Raw genomic sequence first — 18507 nt, 5'->3', positions numbered from 1 at the left:
CAACTAAATTATTTTTCTATCCAAATATTCGATTGGTGAAAGATAATTTAGTATTTTTCTTGGTCTTTGGTTTAAAGACAATATAAATTTATGAACTTCATTTTTATTAGTTTTTGAAAAAATAAATTTTTTAGGAAATTTTTCTCTAATTAAACCATTAGTATTTTCATTAGTACCTCTTTGTCAAGGTGAATATGGATTGGCAAAATAAATTTTTATATCTAAATTTTTTTCAAGTTGTTGTCAATTTGAAAATTCTTTGCCACGATCAAAAGTAATAGTTTTAACAATGTTTTTAGGAAGAATTGATAAATAATAACTAACATTTTTATTAATAACTTTAGTAGTTCTGTTTTTAACTAATATTGCTAAAGTAAATCGTGATACTCTTTCAACTAAAGTTATTAAACATGATTTGCTTTTACCTCGTGATGATACTATAGTATCTCCTTCTCAATGACCAAGTGTTATACGATCATTAACATTTATATCTCGTTCTTTAATTGATTTACCATTAAACTTGCCACGATTTTCTTTAGATTTTCGTTTTTTACCTTTTCTTCTTAAATTTTTACTAGTAACTTTATCAAGCATTCCAAAATAAATTCAAGTATAAATTGTTTTAAAACTAATAACTCACTCTTTATGAAAATTTTTAATTCTGCCATAAATTTGTTCAGGTGATCAACCTAATAGTAATTTTTGTTGTACATATTTTACTAAATTCTTATTTTTAAACTTATGAAAACTAATATGTGATTGTTTTCGATTTTCAGCTTTATTTTGTGCAATTAATGAAAAATAATGATTATTATCTTTATTTCTATTAATTTCTCGAATAATAGTACTAATACTTCGATTAAGATTTTTAGCTATTTCACTAATTTTAAATTTAAATTTCAATTGATTCTCAATATAAATCCTTTCATCTATGCCAAGATGTTTATAACTCATATAAAAACTCCTTACTTTTTTCTAAACTAAATTTAGCATTATGAAATTTTTATATGAGAATTTTTTGCAATTTTATTTACTTGCACTTACAAGTATAACTCAGCGTATTTATAAAAAATAGTTTATTTTATACATGTTAAGTATAAAACATTATTTTAGTATATTAAACACTTTGTAAACATTTTTGTTTACATTAATTAGTAAAATTAATGTAGTATTAATTAATTTTTAAAAGCAGAATAGGGGGAATGATATCAATGTAAAAACATTTTCTATGATAAATATTAGTTGATGTTTTTAAAAAGCATTAGAAGATTTAAAAGTTGAATACGAAGATAACCAAGATTATATATTCCTAATCGTACAAGAACAAGAAAATTAATAATATCTGTGCTATCAATACCAAGCATTGAGATAAATATAAATATCGTTATGTTTATCTTTCTAATTTAGCATTAGGTATTAAAAAATATCAAAGCAGTACTAATCATTTACAAATTAAAGTTTTATCTTTAATTACTGAAAGTAAATATTTTTTATTGTATTTAATTAACTGAAAAATGTATCAATTATGTAAATAATATTTTTTTATTCATATAAAAACAATTTTTAAGTTTTAGATTTCAATAGAATATATAATAGACTTGGTGCAAAACCTTTAATTTTAATAATTTAATGATTATTATCAATATCAAAGGTTTTGCACCAAGTCTAATTTAAAAAAAATAAAATTCATGATATCTAGTTAATTGAATTAGAACACATTTTTACAACATAATCTACCAAAATAAAAACTCTATCCATCATTAATATTTATTTGCTTTTTTATATTGTTAATGATATTATTTTTAAGTACTTTTTATTAATAGTAATTTTATAAGTGAGGTGAAACCATGGCAAAAGCAAGCATCCATCCAGAGTATTTTCAAACTAAAGTAACATGTATAACATGTAGCAATAATTTTATAAGTGGTTCAACTAAGGGTAAAGAAATCCGTGTTGATACATGTTCAAGTTGTCATCCATTTTATATTGGAAAACAATCATTTGTTTCAGCAAAAGGAAGAGTTGAACGCTTTAATACAAAAGCAAGTAAACAAGTTGAAACAAAAACAAAAACTGTTGAAATAAACAAAGCAAAACCACAAAATACTAAAACTATTGTATTAGAAACAGCAAAAGATGTTCTAAAACTAACTGATACTAAACAAGTTAAAAAATAATTTTAATTAAACTAGAAACTAATCATAGTTTCTTTTTTTATACTCTAAAAATAAAATTATTTACAGACATATTTAACATTAATTAAGTTAAAATATTGTATGTATACAACCCAATAAATATAGAATATAATTTTAATAGTATATGAAATAAAAAACTTTAAGGTAGGGAATGGTTTTATGGAAAAATCATCTGATTTTAATAAATTGGTAATAAGTAAAGGTATTAGATATAATACTGAGCAAACTAGTAACTTTAATTTTAGTATTATTAATTTATCCGTTGAAAAAGCCGTAAAAGATTGAAGTTTTGAAGGAAAATATCCTAGTTGCTTGGCAATTTTTAGTAATGATGAAGATAATATTGAAAAATTAATTAATGCTCTAGCAGGTTCTTCTGCTATTATGGAGGGTAAAATTTTAATTGATGATATTGATGTTACTTATAATAGTATTGCTTTTGAACGAAAAATGGCTTATGTTAGTATGCATTTACAGAGTTGAAATAAATTATTTAGTATTCAACGTAACTTAGCAAGAACAGCAGTTACTAATAAACCTTTTTTACAAGAAATAAGTAATATTAATCAAAAAATTAAGACTGATATTGAAAACTTAAAAAATACAGGTTTAAATTTAGACAGTGGTTATTTTAAAGAAAAATTAATTAATATTATTAAAAATTTTATTAATGAGACACAAAGCACTCGTAATAATTTTATTAAAGAATATCAATATCAAATTAATCATTTTCATAAAAACTTTGCTCAAGAGAAATTTAATTTTGCTGGAAGTGAAAAATTAACAGATATTCTAATTAAAAAATTCACTGCCGAAGAAAAAAATATTATTGCAAATAATAACTTATTATTTTTACAATCTTTGCAAGATCGTATTTCTAGTTTGGAAAGTTTAGTGGGACCATGTTTTTGTGGATGTAATCCACCAAAAGAAAGAAAATGAGAGTTTCAACTACGAGAAATTAGTTTTGTTATTAAAGAAATAAATAATTATTTAAATAGAGAGATTAGTACTACTAGAAGTGAAATTAGAACTACATTAAAAACTTGTAACAATCATAATCAAAATTTTAATAGTGAACTTAATCATTTAGTTTCATATCAACAAATTAAATGTACTCGTAGTCAAATTGATCAAATTTTAGACCAGTGAATTGACTTAGCAGAAGTACAAAGAATTAAATTTAATATGAAACAAGATTTTGTGGCAATGCAACTTTTACCAGATGAAATGCATTTACTTTTAAAAAATATTAAAGATGAAATTAAAATCTATCATGATAAAATTTTAAAAAATCCACAGTTACAAGATAAAGAAACATATCAACAACAATTACAAACTTTATATTCACAGTTAATTGATGTCCGTGATTTAATTAGTGAAAATATTGTTATGATATTTAAACATTTAGATCTAAGTCATTTATTGTCACTACGTTTAACACAATTAACAATAGTAGAGCGACAAATAATAAAAATCATTCAACAATTAATTGTGCCTACTAAAATTTTAATTTTACATAACCCATTTGAACTTTTAAATGTTGATAATAAAGAACAATTAGCAAATTGAATTAAAAAATTACAAAAATTTTTGAAAATAATTATTATTTTTACAACTAATAATCAAGTTGATATTAATTTATTAGCAACTAATGTTACTGTTATTGAAAATGAAATAATTATTCAACAAGGAAATGTTAGTGAAATTACTGATAAACCATTATCTTTAAATTTATTAAAAGAAATAAATGAACAGCATATTAATATCGCAAAGGGAGAATGAAATGCTCATAATTTATATTTTTATAATGTAAATTTAGGTAAGTTTGGTGCTAAAACCGCTTCTACTATTGCTTTTAAATCAAATGCCATTTTGTTTAGTGCAAAGAAACCACGATTTACTTTTTTAAAAAATTCAATTATTATTAATGGTGTTATTAAAAATATTACTAAAGTTGATGATAAAAAAGCATATTTATTGGTTGAAACTACTAAATCAGAACAATTTGAAGTTTTAACTAATAATAATGATAATTTAGAAGTGGGAACCGTTGGTTGAATTAGTATTACTAAAAATTCAATTTTTGTTTTTGATGATGAAACAAAGCAATTAATTGGTACATGATAGAAAGGATATATAATATGAATAAGTTTAAAAAAGAAGCACAAGCAATTTATGAATTAATAAAAATCAGTAATCCAATTATTATTCATCGTCATATTAATCCTGATGGAGATGCTTTGGGTTCACAATGAGGATTAAAAAAAATTATTGAAGATAATTTTGAAAATAAAAAAGTACTTGTTCCAGGTGAAACAAATGAACATATGGCATTATTATTTCCACAACCAACTTTTGTTAAAAAAGAAGATTATGAAAATGCACTAGTAATAGTCACTGATACAGCCAATCGCGAACGAATTAGTGGCGAATTTTGAGAAGAAGGAAAAAAAATAATTAAAATTGATCATCATCCAATTGTTGATAAATATGCTGATATTGATTTAATTGAAGAAAAGGCTTCTGCTGCTTGCCAAGTAGTGGCAAAATGAGCACAAGTATTGAATTTAAAAGTTTCTGCTTTAGCAGCTAGAAATTTATTTCTTGGTTTAGTTACTGATTCTGGTAGATTTTTGTATCGCTCTGTTAATGAAGAAACTTTTCAGATTGCTAGTTTTTTAGTTAAACAAAATTTTAATTTATTAGACTTATATCAAAATTTATATATTCAAAATTTAAAAATCGCAAGATTGAAAGGATATATATTATCAAATTTTAAAATTACTGATAATGGTGTTGCTTATATAATATTTAACGATAAAATAATTACTGACTTACAAACAAAAATTATTAGTCAAAATAAAATATTAAATATTAAAGGTGAAGTTGTTTTAACTAGAGAAGATTTAACTAGCCAAGTTAATGTAATGTCAAATATTGATGGTATTAAAATTTGATTAATTGCTGCTTATGATCAAATGAATAGTAAAATCAAAGTTAGTGTTCGTAGTGCAAGATGAATAATTAATGATACTATTGCCAAGTTTGGTGGTGGTGGTCATCAGACAGCAGCTGGTGCATATTTACAAAATATTAATGAAGTTGAAAAATTGATTGATAGTTTAGATAAAGTTGCTAGTAAATCACCAGAATTAACAAACAATTAAAATTAGAGATGGAGTTGGATATAAATGTATAGTCGTTATAATGAGGGATGAATTGAAGTAATTACTGGTTGTATGTTTGCTGGAAAAACAGAAGAGTTTATGCGACGTATAAATCGTTTACAGTATGCTAAACGCAAAGTGCTAGTTTTTAAACCCAAGGTTGATATTCGTTATGATGCTAAAAAAGTAGTAAGTCATAAAGGAGTATCTATCACAGCGATAGTAATTGATGATCCAATGCAAATATTAAAACATGTAGATAAAGAAATAGAAGCAGTTGCAATTGATGAAGTACAATTTTTTAAACTATCAATTATTGAAGTGATTAAAACATTAGCAAATCAAAATAAGCAAGTTATTGTTGCGGGTTTAGATCAAGATTTTCGTGGTGAACCATTTCCTGTTACTAAAGAATTATTAGCCTTAGCAGAATTTGTAACTAAATTAGATGCTGTTTGTGTAAAATGTGGTAAAGCAGCAACAAGGACACAACGTATTATTAATGGCCGAGAAGCTAGATATGATGATGAAATTATTTTAATTGGTGCGCAAGAACAATATGAAGCTCGATGTCGTAGTCATCATCGTGTCTTAACAAATAATCAGAATAGATAAATCAGGTGTGATATTATGAATGAAAAAACATTAGAACAGTTAATGCAACTTACTAAAAAATATAGTGAAATTGAAAAGCAGTTAGAAAATCCCGAATTAATTCCTCGTGATAAATACACTGAATTAACAAAAGAACATAGTAGATTAGAACCAATTATTGAACAATATTGAAAATATGAAAAAATTAACAAAGAAATTATTGAAGCAAAAAAGGCATTAGCAACCGAACAGGATCAAGAACTTTGTGAAATGCTTAAAATAGATATTAAAGCAAATGAAATAGAATTAGAAAAAGCAGAAAATGAATTAAAACTAACACTAATTCCTAAAGATATAAATGATGATAAAAATGTTATTATTGAAATCAGAGGAGCTGTTGGTGGTGATGAAGCAAATATTTTTGCTGGTGATTTATATCGTATGTATAGTAAGTATTGTGAAATTCAACGATGAAAAATTGAAACTATTGAGGCAAAGGAAGCAATAAATGGTGGATTTAGTTATATTGCTTTTATGGTTAAAGGTAAACATGTATTTGCTAAATTAAAGTTTGAAGCTGGTGGACATCGTGTTCAGAGAGTTCCAAAAACCGAATCACAAGGACGAGTTCATACTTCAATTGCAACAGTTGCTGTATTGCCAGAAGTTAATGAAGTTGAAATTAAAATAAATAATTCTGATTTAAGAATTGATACTTATCGTTCTAGTGGTGCTGGTGGTCAACATGTTAATACTACCGATTCAGCAATTAGAATTACTCATATTCCAACGGGTGTTGTTGTAACTTCACAGGACGGACGAAGTCAACATGATAATAAAGATAAAGCAATGCGGGTATTAAGAGCTAAACTTTATGAAAAAAAAGTTGAAGAAGAACAGGGAAGAATTGGTAATTTAAGAAAAACAGCTGTTGGTAGCGGTGATCGTTCAGAAAAAATTAGAACATACAATTATCCACAAAATAGAGTAACCGATCATCGAATTGGATTATCTTTATTAAAGTTAGATCGTATTATGGAAGGTAATATTGATGAAATTATTATTGCTTTAATTAGTAGTGAACAAAAAGAAAAATTAGAAAATATTGATGAAAATATTACAGTATTAAAGTAAAAAAGGAAGAAATTATTATGGATTTTAAGATTTTAGACTCTAGAACAAAAATTTTGTTTTTAATATCAGTTATTTTTTTATATGCGACATTAGGAACATTTATTACATTAACTTTTAGTAGTGGTATTATTCACATTTTATTTTTAGTTTTAACATTATGATTTGCTAGTGCATCTAGTTTAATTTTTCATTATTTATTATGAAAAAATTTAGAATTTTTACGAAATATTAATGGTAATAATATTAATAATTTTGGTTTTATTATTAGTATTTGTAGTTACATTATTCTTTTTCCAATTATTTGTTTATTAACAATTAGTTTTTTATTTATTTTTAGTATTATTGTTTTAATTCTCGTTGTTAATAATTTAATAAAAAAAACTTCAAGAAATAATAATTCATCTGTTAATTTTCAATAAAATATTTATTTTTGGAGTATAAATTAATGACTTATAGAGATTATCTTTTATTAGCAAAAAAAATTAATAAAAAAAATGAACAAATTAATAAGATAATTTTATTAAAGTTTATTAATAAAGATTTATCTTGATTATATGCAAATCTTAGTCAAACAATAGCAATAGATTTTTTAGAATCATATTTACAATTAGTTAAAAAATTTGTTGCTGGCTATCCTTTACAATATATTATTGGTTATCAATGATTTCTTGATCATAAGTTTGTTGTTGATAATAGAGTATTAATTCCTCGTAATGAAACTGAAGAACTAGTTAAAAATGTTTTTGTCTATGCACAAAACATTTTTAATAATGATAATTTAAAAGTATTAGATTTAGGAACAGGTAGTGGTGCTATTGCTATTAGTTTAGCGTTAAAGAAACCTAATTGAAATATAGTAGCAAGTGATATTAGCAAAGATGCATTAACTATTGCTAAGATTAATAATGATAATTTTAACCTAAAAAATATTAATTTTGTTGAAAGCGATATATTTACAAATCTTAAAAATCATAAATTTAATATTATTATTTCAAATCCGCCATATATTGATGAGACAGCGAATACTTTTTCAAAACATAATTTACAATATGAACCAAAATTAGCTTTATTTGCTGATCATAAAGGATTATATTTTTATGAAGTAATTTTTCAACAATGTCATGCAGTTTTAGAAAAATCTTTTTTATTAGCATTTGAATTTGGTTTTGATCAAAAAGAAGCACTAACTATTCTTATTAAAAAGTATTTACCACAATATAATTACAAATTTATTAAAGATATTAATAATAAATGAAGAATGCTATTTATTTGGCAAACATTATAACATATAAAAACAATTTAAGAACAATAATTTTGTCACTCAAAAGGTGACTATTTTATTTTTTGAAAAGGAAAATCTCATTTAATCTTTCAATTAGGATAACGGGGGCAGTTTTAATGTGGCGTATCATTGAAATATTAAAATATTTTCAGTATTCTTGTTCGGTTAATATAGCATTTTTAATGGAAAAATTTAATGTTACATTTCGAACTTTACAAAGAAATATTACTTTTATTAATACAATGTTAATAAAAATTAGTAATTGCAATATTTCCAGAAAGCAAGATTATTTTGTAATTAATGGTGACAATGAAATAGTAGCAATAAATACTTTGCTTACACAGTTTATCCACATATCCAATGAATATCCTTTTGTTAGAATGAGTAATTTGTTCTTAATATGTGTATGACAAAAAAAATATTTAAGTAGTGAGTGACTTATCAATATAAGTAACACAAATAAGTATAATTTAAAAAAAGACATTATTTACTTGAATAACTTTTTCTTTGAACAAAATTTAAGATTAAAATTAAAATTTGAACATAATAAAGGGTTTCAATTAGATGGTTATGAATGACATTTAAGATTTATAACCGCTATTATTATTATTATAAAACTTATTAGTAAAGATAAAAAAAATCTCTTAACTAATGATAAAGTCCTAACCTATATATACAAAAAAATAGAAATTATAATGATCAATATCGGTTATAAAAAATATTATGATGATCAACTAATATGATTTTTAACAATTCATGTACGAAAAATTAAGTTTAATTTTTTTCTTGAAAAAGATGAACAAATTGAATTTAATTTAAACTTAAGTATAAAAAGAGAAGTCGAACATTTTAGATTAATAATTGCTAAAGAGTTTGCTATTGAGTTTGATAAGTTTGAAACCAATTATTTTAATTTCATTTGTTTACTTAATATTAAAGTTGACAGTCAATTATTTCCAAATATAACTTCAGAAATTAGTAACATTACTCAAAAAATATTTTCTTTTATTACTTATGAATATCAGGTGTCTTTATATTCAAATACTTTTAAAAGTAATTTGAATAGTTTTCTTAGTGATAATTGATTTAAATTACAATTTAATTATTATAGTGATATTGGTTTTGCCTTGGATGATACTTTTAAAATAGAAAGTGACTACCAATGAGGGCAACAACTCCTTTTTATTATAAATTCGCAATTAAAAAATAATTATTTTTCCAATCTTAATCTTTTACAAAATAAATTTTTAATAATTACTTTTCATAAAAGTTTTATAGCAAACGAGAACTGAAACATTCCCTTATATATATTCTTAATTGATGACTCCTATGCTAATAAAATTCAAATAACTTTATTTATAAAAGTAAATTTCCCTAATATTTTAATTATTTCCCTAAAAAATAACTTAAGTAATAATTTTAAACTTCATTTACTAAATCAAAAACCTTGTATATTAATTGAAAAGGTAAATATCTATAGTAATTATAATTTAGATAAATATAAGAATATTTCTGTTATTAATATTAATGAAAATTCATGAAATTATGAATTAGAAAAAAATATTAATGAAAAAATAAAACGAGTAATGTTAAAAAGAATTCAATATTCAATTGTGGTATTTAATTTTTATATCCAAGAAAAATTTTATAGTATTAAATCTATTTTGTGAGCATTTCAAAAAACATTTATCAAAAAATATAATTTAAATTTAGAATTTTTAGATATTGATGAATGTTCTATAATTAAAAATCATATTTATGAAAAAATATTATTAATAAATCAATTACTACCTATTCCTAATTACGAGTTTCCTATTATCCTTTTATATATAAAAAACCCTTTGATATTTCAAAACAAATTTAAAATTCATTTTATTTACTAATAAAAACAATACTCAAAATTATAATTGAATCAATTTGTGAATTTCTTTATTTAAGAAAATGATTAATACTAATATTAAAAGTATTAGTCATATATATAAAATAATACAATCAATCATGACAATTTAATGTTAATTTCCCTTACATTTTTATATAAAAAACATCTTTGAGGATAAGTTTAAAGATGTTTTTTATATAAAATTAATAGTATAAATAAAAAACAAATATGAAATCATTTATTTTTAATAAATTTAATAATGATCATTTAGTTAAATAATCATCAGAAAGATAAATCTTAACTTTCATTATATTTTTGGTAAATAAGAATTAAATTTAATATAATCTATTTCTGCATCTTTAAATTGAGTTTCTAATTTTATAATTTCTTTTTTTATAGTACTATCTAATTCTTTATTGGGAAAAATCATTTTTGTAAAATCATTATTATTAAATTTTTTATCAATTGTTTTTTCAATGATATTTTGAATACAAATTGTTTTTATTATAAATGGTTTATTATCATTATCTTCAATTTCTTTTCTTATTTTTTCAATTTCTTCATTAGTATGTTGTATTCCTATTTTTCTTTTGGGCATATTTTTTGATTCTCCTTCTATATTTAATTTAATAAAAATCTAATATAAATATTAATCTATATTAAATTAAGATGTTTATTAAACCATTAATTAATGATTTTCCAATCCTTAATTAGTAATTTTAAGGTTTATTTTAAATTACAAATATTATTTATAAGTTTTTTATTCATTATTTTGAAACAACTATTATATTTAAAATAATAGGTGTATAATTTAGTTAAAATTTATAGTGGTGTTTTCATGATAACTTTACAGCAAAATCAAATTAAAGAAATTAGCCAAATCATTGCTAATGGCGAAGTGGTTGCTTTACCAACAGATACAATTTATGGTCTTGTTTGTAAATTTGATGATGACAAAGCTATTAATAAAATTTATCAAATTAAAAAACGTGATTATAGTAAAGAACTGCCAATTTTAGTTGCTAGTTGAGAGCAAGCTAAAAGCATTGGTATAATTAGCGATCAATTACAGTCATTTTTAATAAATAATTTTAGTGCTGGTAAAGTTACTGTTATAGTTTTAAAACAACCTAGTTTAAACACATCATATTGAATAAATAAAAAGACAATAGCAATTAGAGTTAGTGCTTCACATTTTATTCAAAAATTAATTAAATTAACAGGACCTTTAGTAGCTACAAGTTGTAATTTAAGTAATGAACAACCAATTAACGATTATCATAATATAAACTTGCCTAATTTAAGGTATAGAGTAGCAGGTGAGATTTTAACAAATAAACCATCAACTATTTTTAATAGTTTTAATGATAAAATTATTAGATAATAATTAGATAACAGTATTAAAAAAGGAGATAATACTATGAATTGATGAATAATTTTAATTATTATTGCGTGCACAACAATATTGATTTTATTAATTGCACTAATTTTATTAATTAAAAAAATAAACAAAAGAAAATATTAAAAATTACTAAAGATATAAATACTTTATATAAATGCTTAAAATTAAAAAAAATAAATACTAAAGAATTACCAGTCTCAATAGAAAAAATTAAAGAAGATATTTATTATAGTGACAAAGTCATTTTGGGAAAGTATGAAGAACTTAATAAGATTTCTGGCCAAAATATTTTGCTAAAAACTGAATATAGTGCTGCCAAAAAATTATTTTTACGTTATAAAATTAAAGACGTTAATCTTATCAAATCATCAGATTTTATACCTTTAAATCAAATAGACTTGTTAATTTCACAAAATAATCTTTATTTTATTGATTCTTTTGAACTACAAATAATACCATTAGTTGATTTTAAAAGTATTACATTTTTTTGAGAAAAAAATAATTATATAAAAAATAAACAAAAATATATTGGTATTGAAATTAATTTTCAAAATAAACGTTTATTTTTTCTTTTTAATAAATATGAAGAAGCAATTAGTTTTGTTGTTCATGTTATTAGTTTATAACAATTATTATTTAATAATTAAAAATTTTGCTTTTTTTGTGAAAATGATATAATTATACAAAATATATTATTAGGAGCAAAATTATGTCAAAAAAACACTTTAAATTTAATATTTGAAAATTTATTCAATTTACTGGCTTTTTTTTAATTACTTTAGGAATTATTTTTTCTTTTTCTTCTTTTAAAGTTAGCCTATTGTTATATTTTGGTTTAGTATCAGTATTAATAGGTTCTATTAATATTTTAATTTACTATATTTTTATTGGAACAAATAGTTATAAAAAATATTCAAGAAAACAAAATAATAATAAGTTAATAATCAAAAATAATTAAGAAATATAAAGTTAAAACTAAGAAGATTAGTTTTTTCGAGAGAATAATAGGTGAAAAACTATGAGAAAAATATTAAAAGTATTTAAAGCGATGTTTTTAACGAGCATTATTTCTTTACTACTTATTGCATGTGATAAGGTAAATGATGCAAATCAAAAATATGTTGATATTAGTAATATTAATATGGAAGTTACTAATGCTCCTGTTGAATTAAATAAAGATATTTATAATATAGCTTTAATTAAATTTAAAACTAAAGTACAAACTGAAATTAGTAAATTAGTTCCAGAAGGAAAAAAGCCAGAAAATGGTACTGATTATAAAATAACAATTCTTAATCATAATGATATGTATGCTAAAATTAATAAATTTGAATCACTTACTGTTAATGTATCTGCTTCAAATAATAGTAATATTTTAAAAGGTAGTTTTAATGCTTGTGTAAAATTAGTACCAAAGGCTAAAGACATTAGTAATATTAATATTGATAAGCAAGAAGAAAAAATTAAAATTAATACCACTACTTTTGGTGAAGCAATTGCTTTACGTTGTTTATCATTAATTGAAAGTAAAATTAACGCTATTGTTCCAACAGCAAAACAAGATAGTGACTATGTTGTTAATGTAGAAGGTCATACTTTATCAGAATCTATTAAAACATTTGATGATGTTCATATTAATGTTAATGCTATTGAAGATGATTATCATTTTTTATTACATGGTAGTTTTAGTTTTTTCTTAGCCTTTGCTAAAGATTAATTTATATTATTTTGGGTAATAAAAAAGATAACTTAATTTTCATTATTATCATAAAAATAAAGTAGTATAGTATGGGGTAAGCATGTCAGAAGTAGAAAAGTTATTAACAATGAATTATGAAAATGTTTGTAATTTTTTAAAAAATAAATATGGATGTATTTCAAAAAATTATTTTTCAGATGCAACAATGTCTAAGAAATCACAAGGAATAACAAGGGGAAAAGAAGGTTTATATATTCATCATATTGATGAAGATAAAGCAATTTTATTATCTACTCCCAAATGAGCTCAAAAGTCACCATTTGCCTATCAATATGCTGATCGATTAGTTTATTGTAATTTATTAGAACATTTGGTTTTACATATTAAAATTTTTGAATATCCTCATCCAAATAAACATAATTTTATGGAAGTTGGTGTTGGTGGAATTTATGTTTTTATTGTTCCTGAATTAAATGATATTTATAGTGGTATTCAATATAAACAACCATGAAAACAGAAAGTTGCTGAAGTTGTTTTACCATTAAAAGAAGATTATTTTAAATGTATTAAAAAATTAGTAGAACTTGGGTTTTCTTATCCTTTGCTTACTTCTTTTAATCATCAATTTGGTACATGAAATAATAGAAATAATAATAAGTTATATGAAGAAATGAAAAAAATGGGTGTTAAACAGTAACTTTTTTTATTGTTATTTAATCATAAATAAAAAATGTTAGTAAGTTACCAACATTTATTTTTATTAAGTTTATGAAAAAGTTAATTGACAATGATTTTCATTAATTATTGGTAATTGTTCACTATTAATACTTGTTATATCGTTGTTTCTTAATAATGGAGTTCTTTCAGATATTTGTTGTTCGTTATTACTTTCAACATTAATATCAGAAATATTTGTTGGAAAACATTTATCATAAATATTTGAAATGGAAGTGCTAATTCCATACCCTAGTTTAGAGCCTAAAAATGCTCCAATAAAAGTTGAACCTGTTATACCAACCATTAGTCAAAAGAGTGCCATTCCTGCTTCTGGATCATGGAAAGCTTCCTTATTTTTTGAAATTAAATCATAATAAAAATAACTTATGTCACTTAGTGCTGTACTACCACCTAATATTCCGCCTGTATATGTAAAGTATTTTTGAATTTTTTTCATTTTTTCTCCTTTCAAAATAAAAAACTATTTATTTTAAAATTAAAATAATAGTTTAAAAACTTGTATGAAGTTTTATATTTTAATTTTAACATAAGATTTTTTTGATAAAAATAAGACAAAAATTACTATTAATAGTTTATTGTAAATATATAATTTTCTATATTAATAAAAGAAATTTATTAAATTTATAAGGGCGGTTGTCAAAGTTACGAAATAATTAATTATCATATTAGTAACTTATTTCCAAAAATGAATTATTTGAAAAATAATGAAAATTAGACAAAATTACTCTCTTTAACCCTTAAATTTAAATTTATATTCGACGTATTTTAAAAAATATACATTTAAAAAAATAAAAATTATTCTCAAAGTTATTAAGGAAAAAGACAAGAAATAATCTTGTCTTTTTTTTGTAATTGTAAAATTTTAAAATTTTTAATAAATCTCTTTAATACTATTATCAACACGTGTTAAGGAACTAAAAAAGTGAACTACAACACAGTTGTTAAAAATAGTAGCTAGCATGTGGACTTGCATGGATAAATAAAAAGTGGAGTGATACCTAATAAAATATACTAACCAGTAATGGTAATTCTTGGGGTGGGAGCGAATTGGAAACTAGTATATATAGACCCGTGGGGGAACATACTATTATTCTTTATTTAACCAACCTTGCCACTACCAAGTGAGCAAGTGTTGGTTTTATTTTTTATTTTTTTTGAAAAATTTATTTTTGAGCCCAGAATTTCTGGAATAAATAAAACTAATAGTAGTATTATTAATAATCTAAAAATCAAAATATATGTTCTTTATGCTAGAAGCAACAGAACATATTAGGAAGGGATTATTATGCAAATAGAATTTAAAAAAGAACAAATTGTTAAAGATAGACTACAATCTATTCTTATTGATTATGGTGAATAAAAATTACAATGTCCAAAATGAATGGTTAAAAATAATAGTTTTATTGCTGATGATAAATATACATATTGAGTTTTTAATTTAGAAAATATTAAAAGAGAATTAAGTGGTAATGAATTAATAAAATTATTAGAACCATATATTAAAGACCAAAAAATAACTGTTAATAAACCAATCGCTCCAAAAGAATATTATCTTAATGATATAAAACTTGAACCATTAATATTTTATGAACAGCATAATAGTTGATTTATGTGTGAAATAACAGATAACAAAACAAACATTACTAATCCTTGTTTTAAATATAACATTACGTGAGAAGAAAACAGAAAAGGTTTTAAAATAAATAATCCATATAAACATGATGATTTACCAATTAATTATATAATTACTTCTTATAAGGAAACTTCAACTCATAATGAAAAAGTATTTTTGTTGAACATGTAAACAAAATAAATTAGATTATTTATTCTTTAATACTAATGATATAAAAATAAGAAAATATTTTTTAAGAGATAAAAATAGTAAAGCAATTTGTTATGACTGTATTTTAAATATTAGGTTAAGTAGGAGGTATAAATATGGATAAAGAATACTTAAGTAAAAGAGGAACAATTTGCATAACGGACAGTGATAATATTGAATTTAAAATAGGACTAATTCAACTGATTGATGATTTAAAAAAAGATAATTTAGTTTGTGGTCATAAAGAATTTATTGAAGAATGTAAATATTGTTGATGTAATTGTGATTTAGAAATTATTAAAACAGTTATTAGAGGTTAACTTAATTAATGCAATATGAGTTAATTATCGGTATTGACCCTGCTGGTATTGGTAATAACGGAATTGTTATATATTCAAATGAAACTAATAATATTGTTTTTAATGAAACATTTAAAACTAAAACAGTTTTAGAAAGTAAAAATTTGTATAAAGAATACTTTTTAACAATTAAACATCATTTTGATAATAAAAAAATATTAGTTATTGTAGAAAATTTCTTTTTAAGTTCAAAGCAATTATTAACTAATCCATTAGCAACTCCTAAAATTATTGGTGCATTAATGGTATTAGTACAAGATGTTTTTAACTGAGATTATTTCGAAAATCATCCAAAAAATAAAAGTAAAATAGAAGATTATAAAGGAAATATAAAATTTACAAAACATGAACAAGATGCTTATAAACATATTCAATATTATTTGGGCGCATCACTTTAACCCTTAGATTCATAATTGGATAACAAAGAACAAAGATTAAATTTATAAAAACTTTAGGAGGAAATAAAAAATGTCTAGATTATATATTATTGAAGAATTAATGGAAAGAACACAAGCTGATAGAATGGCACCTGGTTTTTATTGTGTATTTGATGGTAAGAATGCATTATATAATATTTCACATTTACACGATAAATTTGGTGGAGATGTAGATTTATGTGGTTCTTGCTTAAGAAAATATGATAAAGGTCAAATAAAAATTTAATTCTAAAGTTAAAACTTAATAAAACTCTCGTAGATAGTCTAATTATGCGTACTATTATTTAAAAAATCATAAAAAAATATTAATTTTTGATAATTATTTAAGGAAATTATAAACATGAAAGATAAAACAAATTATGTCAAATTAACAGTAAAACTAAGTAATACTATTGAAGCAAAATATTACGAAAAAGGTAATAAAGAATTATATTATAGTGTTCGAGGTCAGTGAAATGGATTAAACTATGTTACTTTAATTTTTAATAACCCAAAATTTTATAAACGATGTATTTTATTAAACAAAAACGATGAAATTATTGTAACTGGTCAAATTTTTAATACTTTAAACATCCCTAAAAATCGTGCATTTTGTTCAATTAATGTTAAATGATTTAAAAAATGAAAGGAATAAATAATGAATAGTAATGAATACATGAAAAAAATAAAAAAAGCATTAAAAATAATTGAAAGTGATAGTTATAAAGAAGAACTAAAAAAACATAATGAAATCATTGAAAAACATAAAATTAATGAAAGTAATAAATAATGACTAGATGTGATTATGTAGATAATATAGGAAAAGGATGTAAAACTTTAACTAATAAAAAACCAAACCCAAATAATAACATGCGTTTATATTGTTATTTTTGTCAAGATATAGTAGATGCTATTAATGAAAAAAAGAAAAGAAAATTATATTAATGAATATAAAGAAAAAATAATTAATTATATTAAAAAACAACAAAAATTCTATAATGGTACAGAAATAGATTTAGTACTTGATATTTTATTACAAAAAATAATTAATGGTGAATTTAATAATGAATAAATATAAAAATGTAATAAAAGAATCTGATTAAGTAAAAATTGATGTATGAAATGTTTAGAAATAATAGTTAATAATTTAACTAAAAATAAGGAGAAATAAATAATGATTATATTGCCTACTTTGTTTGAAAATAAAGATGAAATTGAAATATTATCACCATTTCCCAAAGCAATTCATACAAGTAATGATATTCGAGCAATTATTTTAAGATTATACCCAAATGTTAAATCAAAACACATAATTGTTTCTGATCCCGAAAGTAATGTTGCATTAATAGTTGGTGATAATGATGTTTATCAAGGTTGAATTAAAGTAACAATTAAAAAATTAGAAATAGAAAGAGAATAACCATGACTAAACGCGAATTTTTAATTAAATGAAATGTAGATGAAAAATTATTTTTTATTGATAATGTTGAATTTTGTACAAGTGACACATGTGTAATGTTTAATTGAAATGATAATTATTTAATGATTGATTATTATTCAGAATACATGAATAAATTTATAGAACTATTAAATGATTTAAAACAAATTAAAGGAGAATAAATAAATGCAGAAGGAAAAAATTAAAATTAGAAATTATGAATTTGAATTAAATTCTTATGTAGTAGATTCCTTATTGGAAGTTATAAGAGAACTGATAAAAACAAACAAAGGAGAATAAATTATGTTAGATGAAATTTTAAAAGTAATTTTTGATAGAACAGATAAACAAGAATTAATTTATATGATATAAAGATTAA

26 protein-coding genes are annotated in these 18507 nt (G+C 22.2%); 23 read left to right on the top strand and 3 right to left on the bottom strand.

Annotated features, from left to right (window positions below; genetic code table 4):
- Positions 1–3 precede the first annotated feature (3 nt).
- Complete coding sequence (locus AACL05_RS08235; RefSeq protein ID WP_338960236.1) at positions 4–954, bottom strand: IS30 family transposase; 951 nt, start codon at positions 952–954, stop codon at positions 4–6.
- 893 nt (positions 955–1847) lie between these two features.
- Between AACL05_RS08235 and rpmE the strand changes: the two genes are divergently transcribed.
- From rpmE to AACL05_RS08195, 8 genes are all read left to right on the top strand, one after another.
- The gene (rpmE, locus tag AACL05_RS08760) at positions 1848–2177 is read left to right on the top strand and encodes a 50S ribosomal protein L31 (protein WP_422397353.1); all 330 of its coding nucleotides are present in this window, start codon (positions 1848–1850) and stop codon (positions 2175–2177) included.
- A 177-nt stretch (positions 2178–2354) separates the two neighbouring features.
- On the top strand, positions 2355–4325 hold the full coding sequence (locus AACL05_RS08225) for a hypothetical protein (RefSeq protein ID WP_338961384.1): 1971 nt from the start codon (positions 2355–2357) through the stop codon (positions 4323–4325).
- 14 nt (positions 4326–4339) lie between these two features.
- A complete protein-coding gene (locus AACL05_RS08220) occupies positions 4340–5365 on the top strand; it encodes a bifunctional oligoribonuclease/PAP phosphatase NrnA (RefSeq protein ID WP_338961382.1) in 1026 nt (341 codons plus the stop codon).
- 24 nt (positions 5366–5389) lie between these two features.
- Positions 5390–5980, top strand: coding sequence for a thymidine kinase (locus AACL05_RS08215; RefSeq protein WP_338961380.1), 591 nt, complete (start codon positions 5390–5392; stop codon positions 5978–5980).
- 15 nt (positions 5981–5995) lie between these two features.
- Positions 5996–7093 (top strand): peptide chain release factor 1, encoded by a 1098-nt coding sequence (prfA, locus tag AACL05_RS08210; RefSeq protein ID WP_338961378.1) that lies wholly within the window; start codon positions 5996–5998, stop codon positions 7091–7093.
- A 17-nt stretch (positions 7094–7110) separates the two neighbouring features.
- Complete coding sequence (locus AACL05_RS08205) at positions 7111–7512, top strand: hypothetical protein (protein WP_252320576.1); 402 nt, start codon at positions 7111–7113, stop codon at positions 7510–7512.
- A gap of 26 nt (positions 7513–7538) precedes the next feature.
- Positions 7539–8378: a peptide chain release factor N(5)-glutamine methyltransferase gene (gene prmC / locus AACL05_RS08200; RefSeq protein WP_281749192.1), complete on the top strand. Its 840-nt coding sequence runs from the start codon at positions 7539–7541 to the stop codon at positions 8376–8378.
- Between the two features lie 113 nt (positions 8379–8491).
- A complete protein-coding gene (locus AACL05_RS08195; protein ID WP_338985989.1) occupies positions 8492–10258 on the top strand; it encodes a hypothetical protein in 1767 nt (588 codons plus the stop codon).
- Positions 10259–10561: 303 nt separating this feature from the next.
- On the opposite strand, the gene AACL05_RS08190 is transcribed toward AACL05_RS08195, so the two are convergent.
- Positions 10562–10852 carry a hypothetical protein gene (locus AACL05_RS08190; protein WP_338961374.1) on the bottom strand — a complete coding sequence of 97 codons (291 nt, stop codon included), beginning with the start codon at positions 10850–10852 and terminating at the stop codon, positions 10562–10564.
- A gap of 240 nt (positions 10853–11092) precedes the next feature.
- Between AACL05_RS08190 and AACL05_RS08185 the strand changes: the two genes are divergently transcribed.
- The 5 genes from AACL05_RS08185 (at position 11093) to AACL05_RS08165 (ending at position 14052) form a co-directional block, all read left to right on the top strand.
- Positions 11093–11638, top strand: a complete 546-nt coding sequence (locus tag AACL05_RS08185) for an L-threonylcarbamoyladenylate synthase (protein ID WP_338961373.1) — start codon at positions 11093–11095, stop codon at positions 11636–11638.
- A 263-nt stretch (positions 11639–11901) separates the two neighbouring features.
- A complete protein-coding gene (locus AACL05_RS08180; RefSeq protein WP_338985988.1) occupies positions 11902–12282 on the top strand; it encodes a hypothetical protein in 381 nt (126 codons plus the stop codon).
- An 83-nt stretch (positions 12283–12365) separates the two neighbouring features.
- On the top strand, positions 12366–12614 hold the full coding sequence (locus AACL05_RS08175; RefSeq protein ID WP_338961369.1) for a hypothetical protein: 249 nt from the start codon (positions 12366–12368) through the stop codon (positions 12612–12614).
- Positions 12615–12674: 60 nt separating this feature from the next.
- Complete coding sequence (locus AACL05_RS08170; RefSeq protein ID WP_338961367.1) at positions 12675–13373, top strand: hypothetical protein; 699 nt, start codon at positions 12675–12677, stop codon at positions 13371–13373.
- An 82-nt stretch (positions 13374–13455) separates the two neighbouring features.
- Positions 13456–14052, top strand: coding sequence for a hypothetical protein (locus tag AACL05_RS08165; protein WP_338961365.1), 597 nt, complete (start codon positions 13456–13458; stop codon positions 14050–14052).
- Positions 14053–14121: 69 nt separating this feature from the next.
- On the opposite strand, the gene AACL05_RS08160 is transcribed toward AACL05_RS08165, so the two are convergent.
- Positions 14122–14529: a hypothetical protein gene (locus AACL05_RS08160; protein ID WP_338961363.1), complete on the bottom strand. Its 408-nt coding sequence runs from the start codon at positions 14527–14529 to the stop codon at positions 14122–14124.
- 945 nt (positions 14530–15474) lie between these two features.
- Here AACL05_RS08160 and AACL05_RS08155 point away from each other — a divergent pair.
- From AACL05_RS08155 to AACL05_RS08110, 10 genes are all read left to right on the top strand, one after another.
- Positions 15475–15897: a hypothetical protein gene (locus AACL05_RS08155; protein ID WP_338961362.1), complete on the top strand. Its 423-nt coding sequence runs from the start codon at positions 15475–15477 to the stop codon at positions 15895–15897.
- Entirely contained in the window at positions 15869–16039 is a 171-nt protein-coding gene (locus tag AACL05_RS08150) for a hypothetical protein (RefSeq protein WP_338961360.1), read from the top strand. The genes AACL05_RS08155 and AACL05_RS08150 overlap by 29 nt, the downstream gene beginning before the upstream one ends.
- A complete protein-coding gene (locus AACL05_RS08145; RefSeq protein WP_338961358.1) occupies positions 16032–16235 on the top strand; it encodes a hypothetical protein in 204 nt (67 codons plus the stop codon). Before AACL05_RS08150 ends, AACL05_RS08145 begins: the two co-directional genes overlap by 8 nt.
- An 8-nt stretch (positions 16236–16243) precedes the next feature.
- Positions 16244–16672: a hypothetical protein gene (locus AACL05_RS08140; RefSeq protein ID WP_338961355.1), complete on the top strand. Its 429-nt coding sequence runs from the start codon at positions 16244–16246 to the stop codon at positions 16670–16672.
- Positions 16673–16742: 70 nt separating this feature from the next.
- The gene (locus AACL05_RS08135; RefSeq protein WP_338961352.1) at positions 16743–16937 is read left to right on the top strand and encodes a hypothetical protein; all 195 of its coding nucleotides are present in this window, start codon (positions 16743–16745) and stop codon (positions 16935–16937) included.
- 114 nt (positions 16938–17051) lie between these two features.
- A complete protein-coding gene (locus AACL05_RS08130) occupies positions 17052–17345 on the top strand; it encodes a hypothetical protein (RefSeq protein WP_338961351.1) in 294 nt (97 codons plus the stop codon).
- Between the two features lie 3 nt (positions 17346–17348).
- Positions 17349–17480 carry a hypothetical protein gene (locus AACL05_RS08125; protein ID WP_338961348.1) on the top strand — a complete coding sequence of 44 codons (132 nt, stop codon included), beginning with the start codon at positions 17349–17351 and terminating at the stop codon, positions 17478–17480.
- A 126-nt stretch (positions 17481–17606) separates the two neighbouring features.
- Entirely contained in the window at positions 17607–17762 is a 156-nt protein-coding gene (locus AACL05_RS08120) for a hypothetical protein (protein ID WP_338961346.1), read from the top strand.
- 102 nt (positions 17763–17864) lie between these two features.
- Positions 17865–18110 (top strand): hypothetical protein, encoded by a 246-nt coding sequence (locus AACL05_RS08115; protein ID WP_338961344.1) that lies wholly within the window; start codon positions 17865–17867, stop codon positions 18108–18110.
- 2 nt (positions 18111–18112) lie between these two features.
- Positions 18113–18310: a hypothetical protein gene (locus AACL05_RS08110; RefSeq protein WP_338961342.1), complete on the top strand. Its 198-nt coding sequence runs from the start codon at positions 18113–18115 to the stop codon at positions 18308–18310.
- The last annotated feature ends 197 nt before the right edge of the window (positions 18311–18507 follow it).

Source organism: Spiroplasma endosymbiont of Thecophora atra, assembly GCF_964019735.1.
Lineage (GTDB): Bacteria > Bacillota_I > Bacilli_A > Mycoplasmatales > VBWQ01 > Spiroplasma_E > Spiroplasma_E ixodetis_A.
This window is presented reverse-complemented; position numbering and strand designations above follow the sequence as displayed.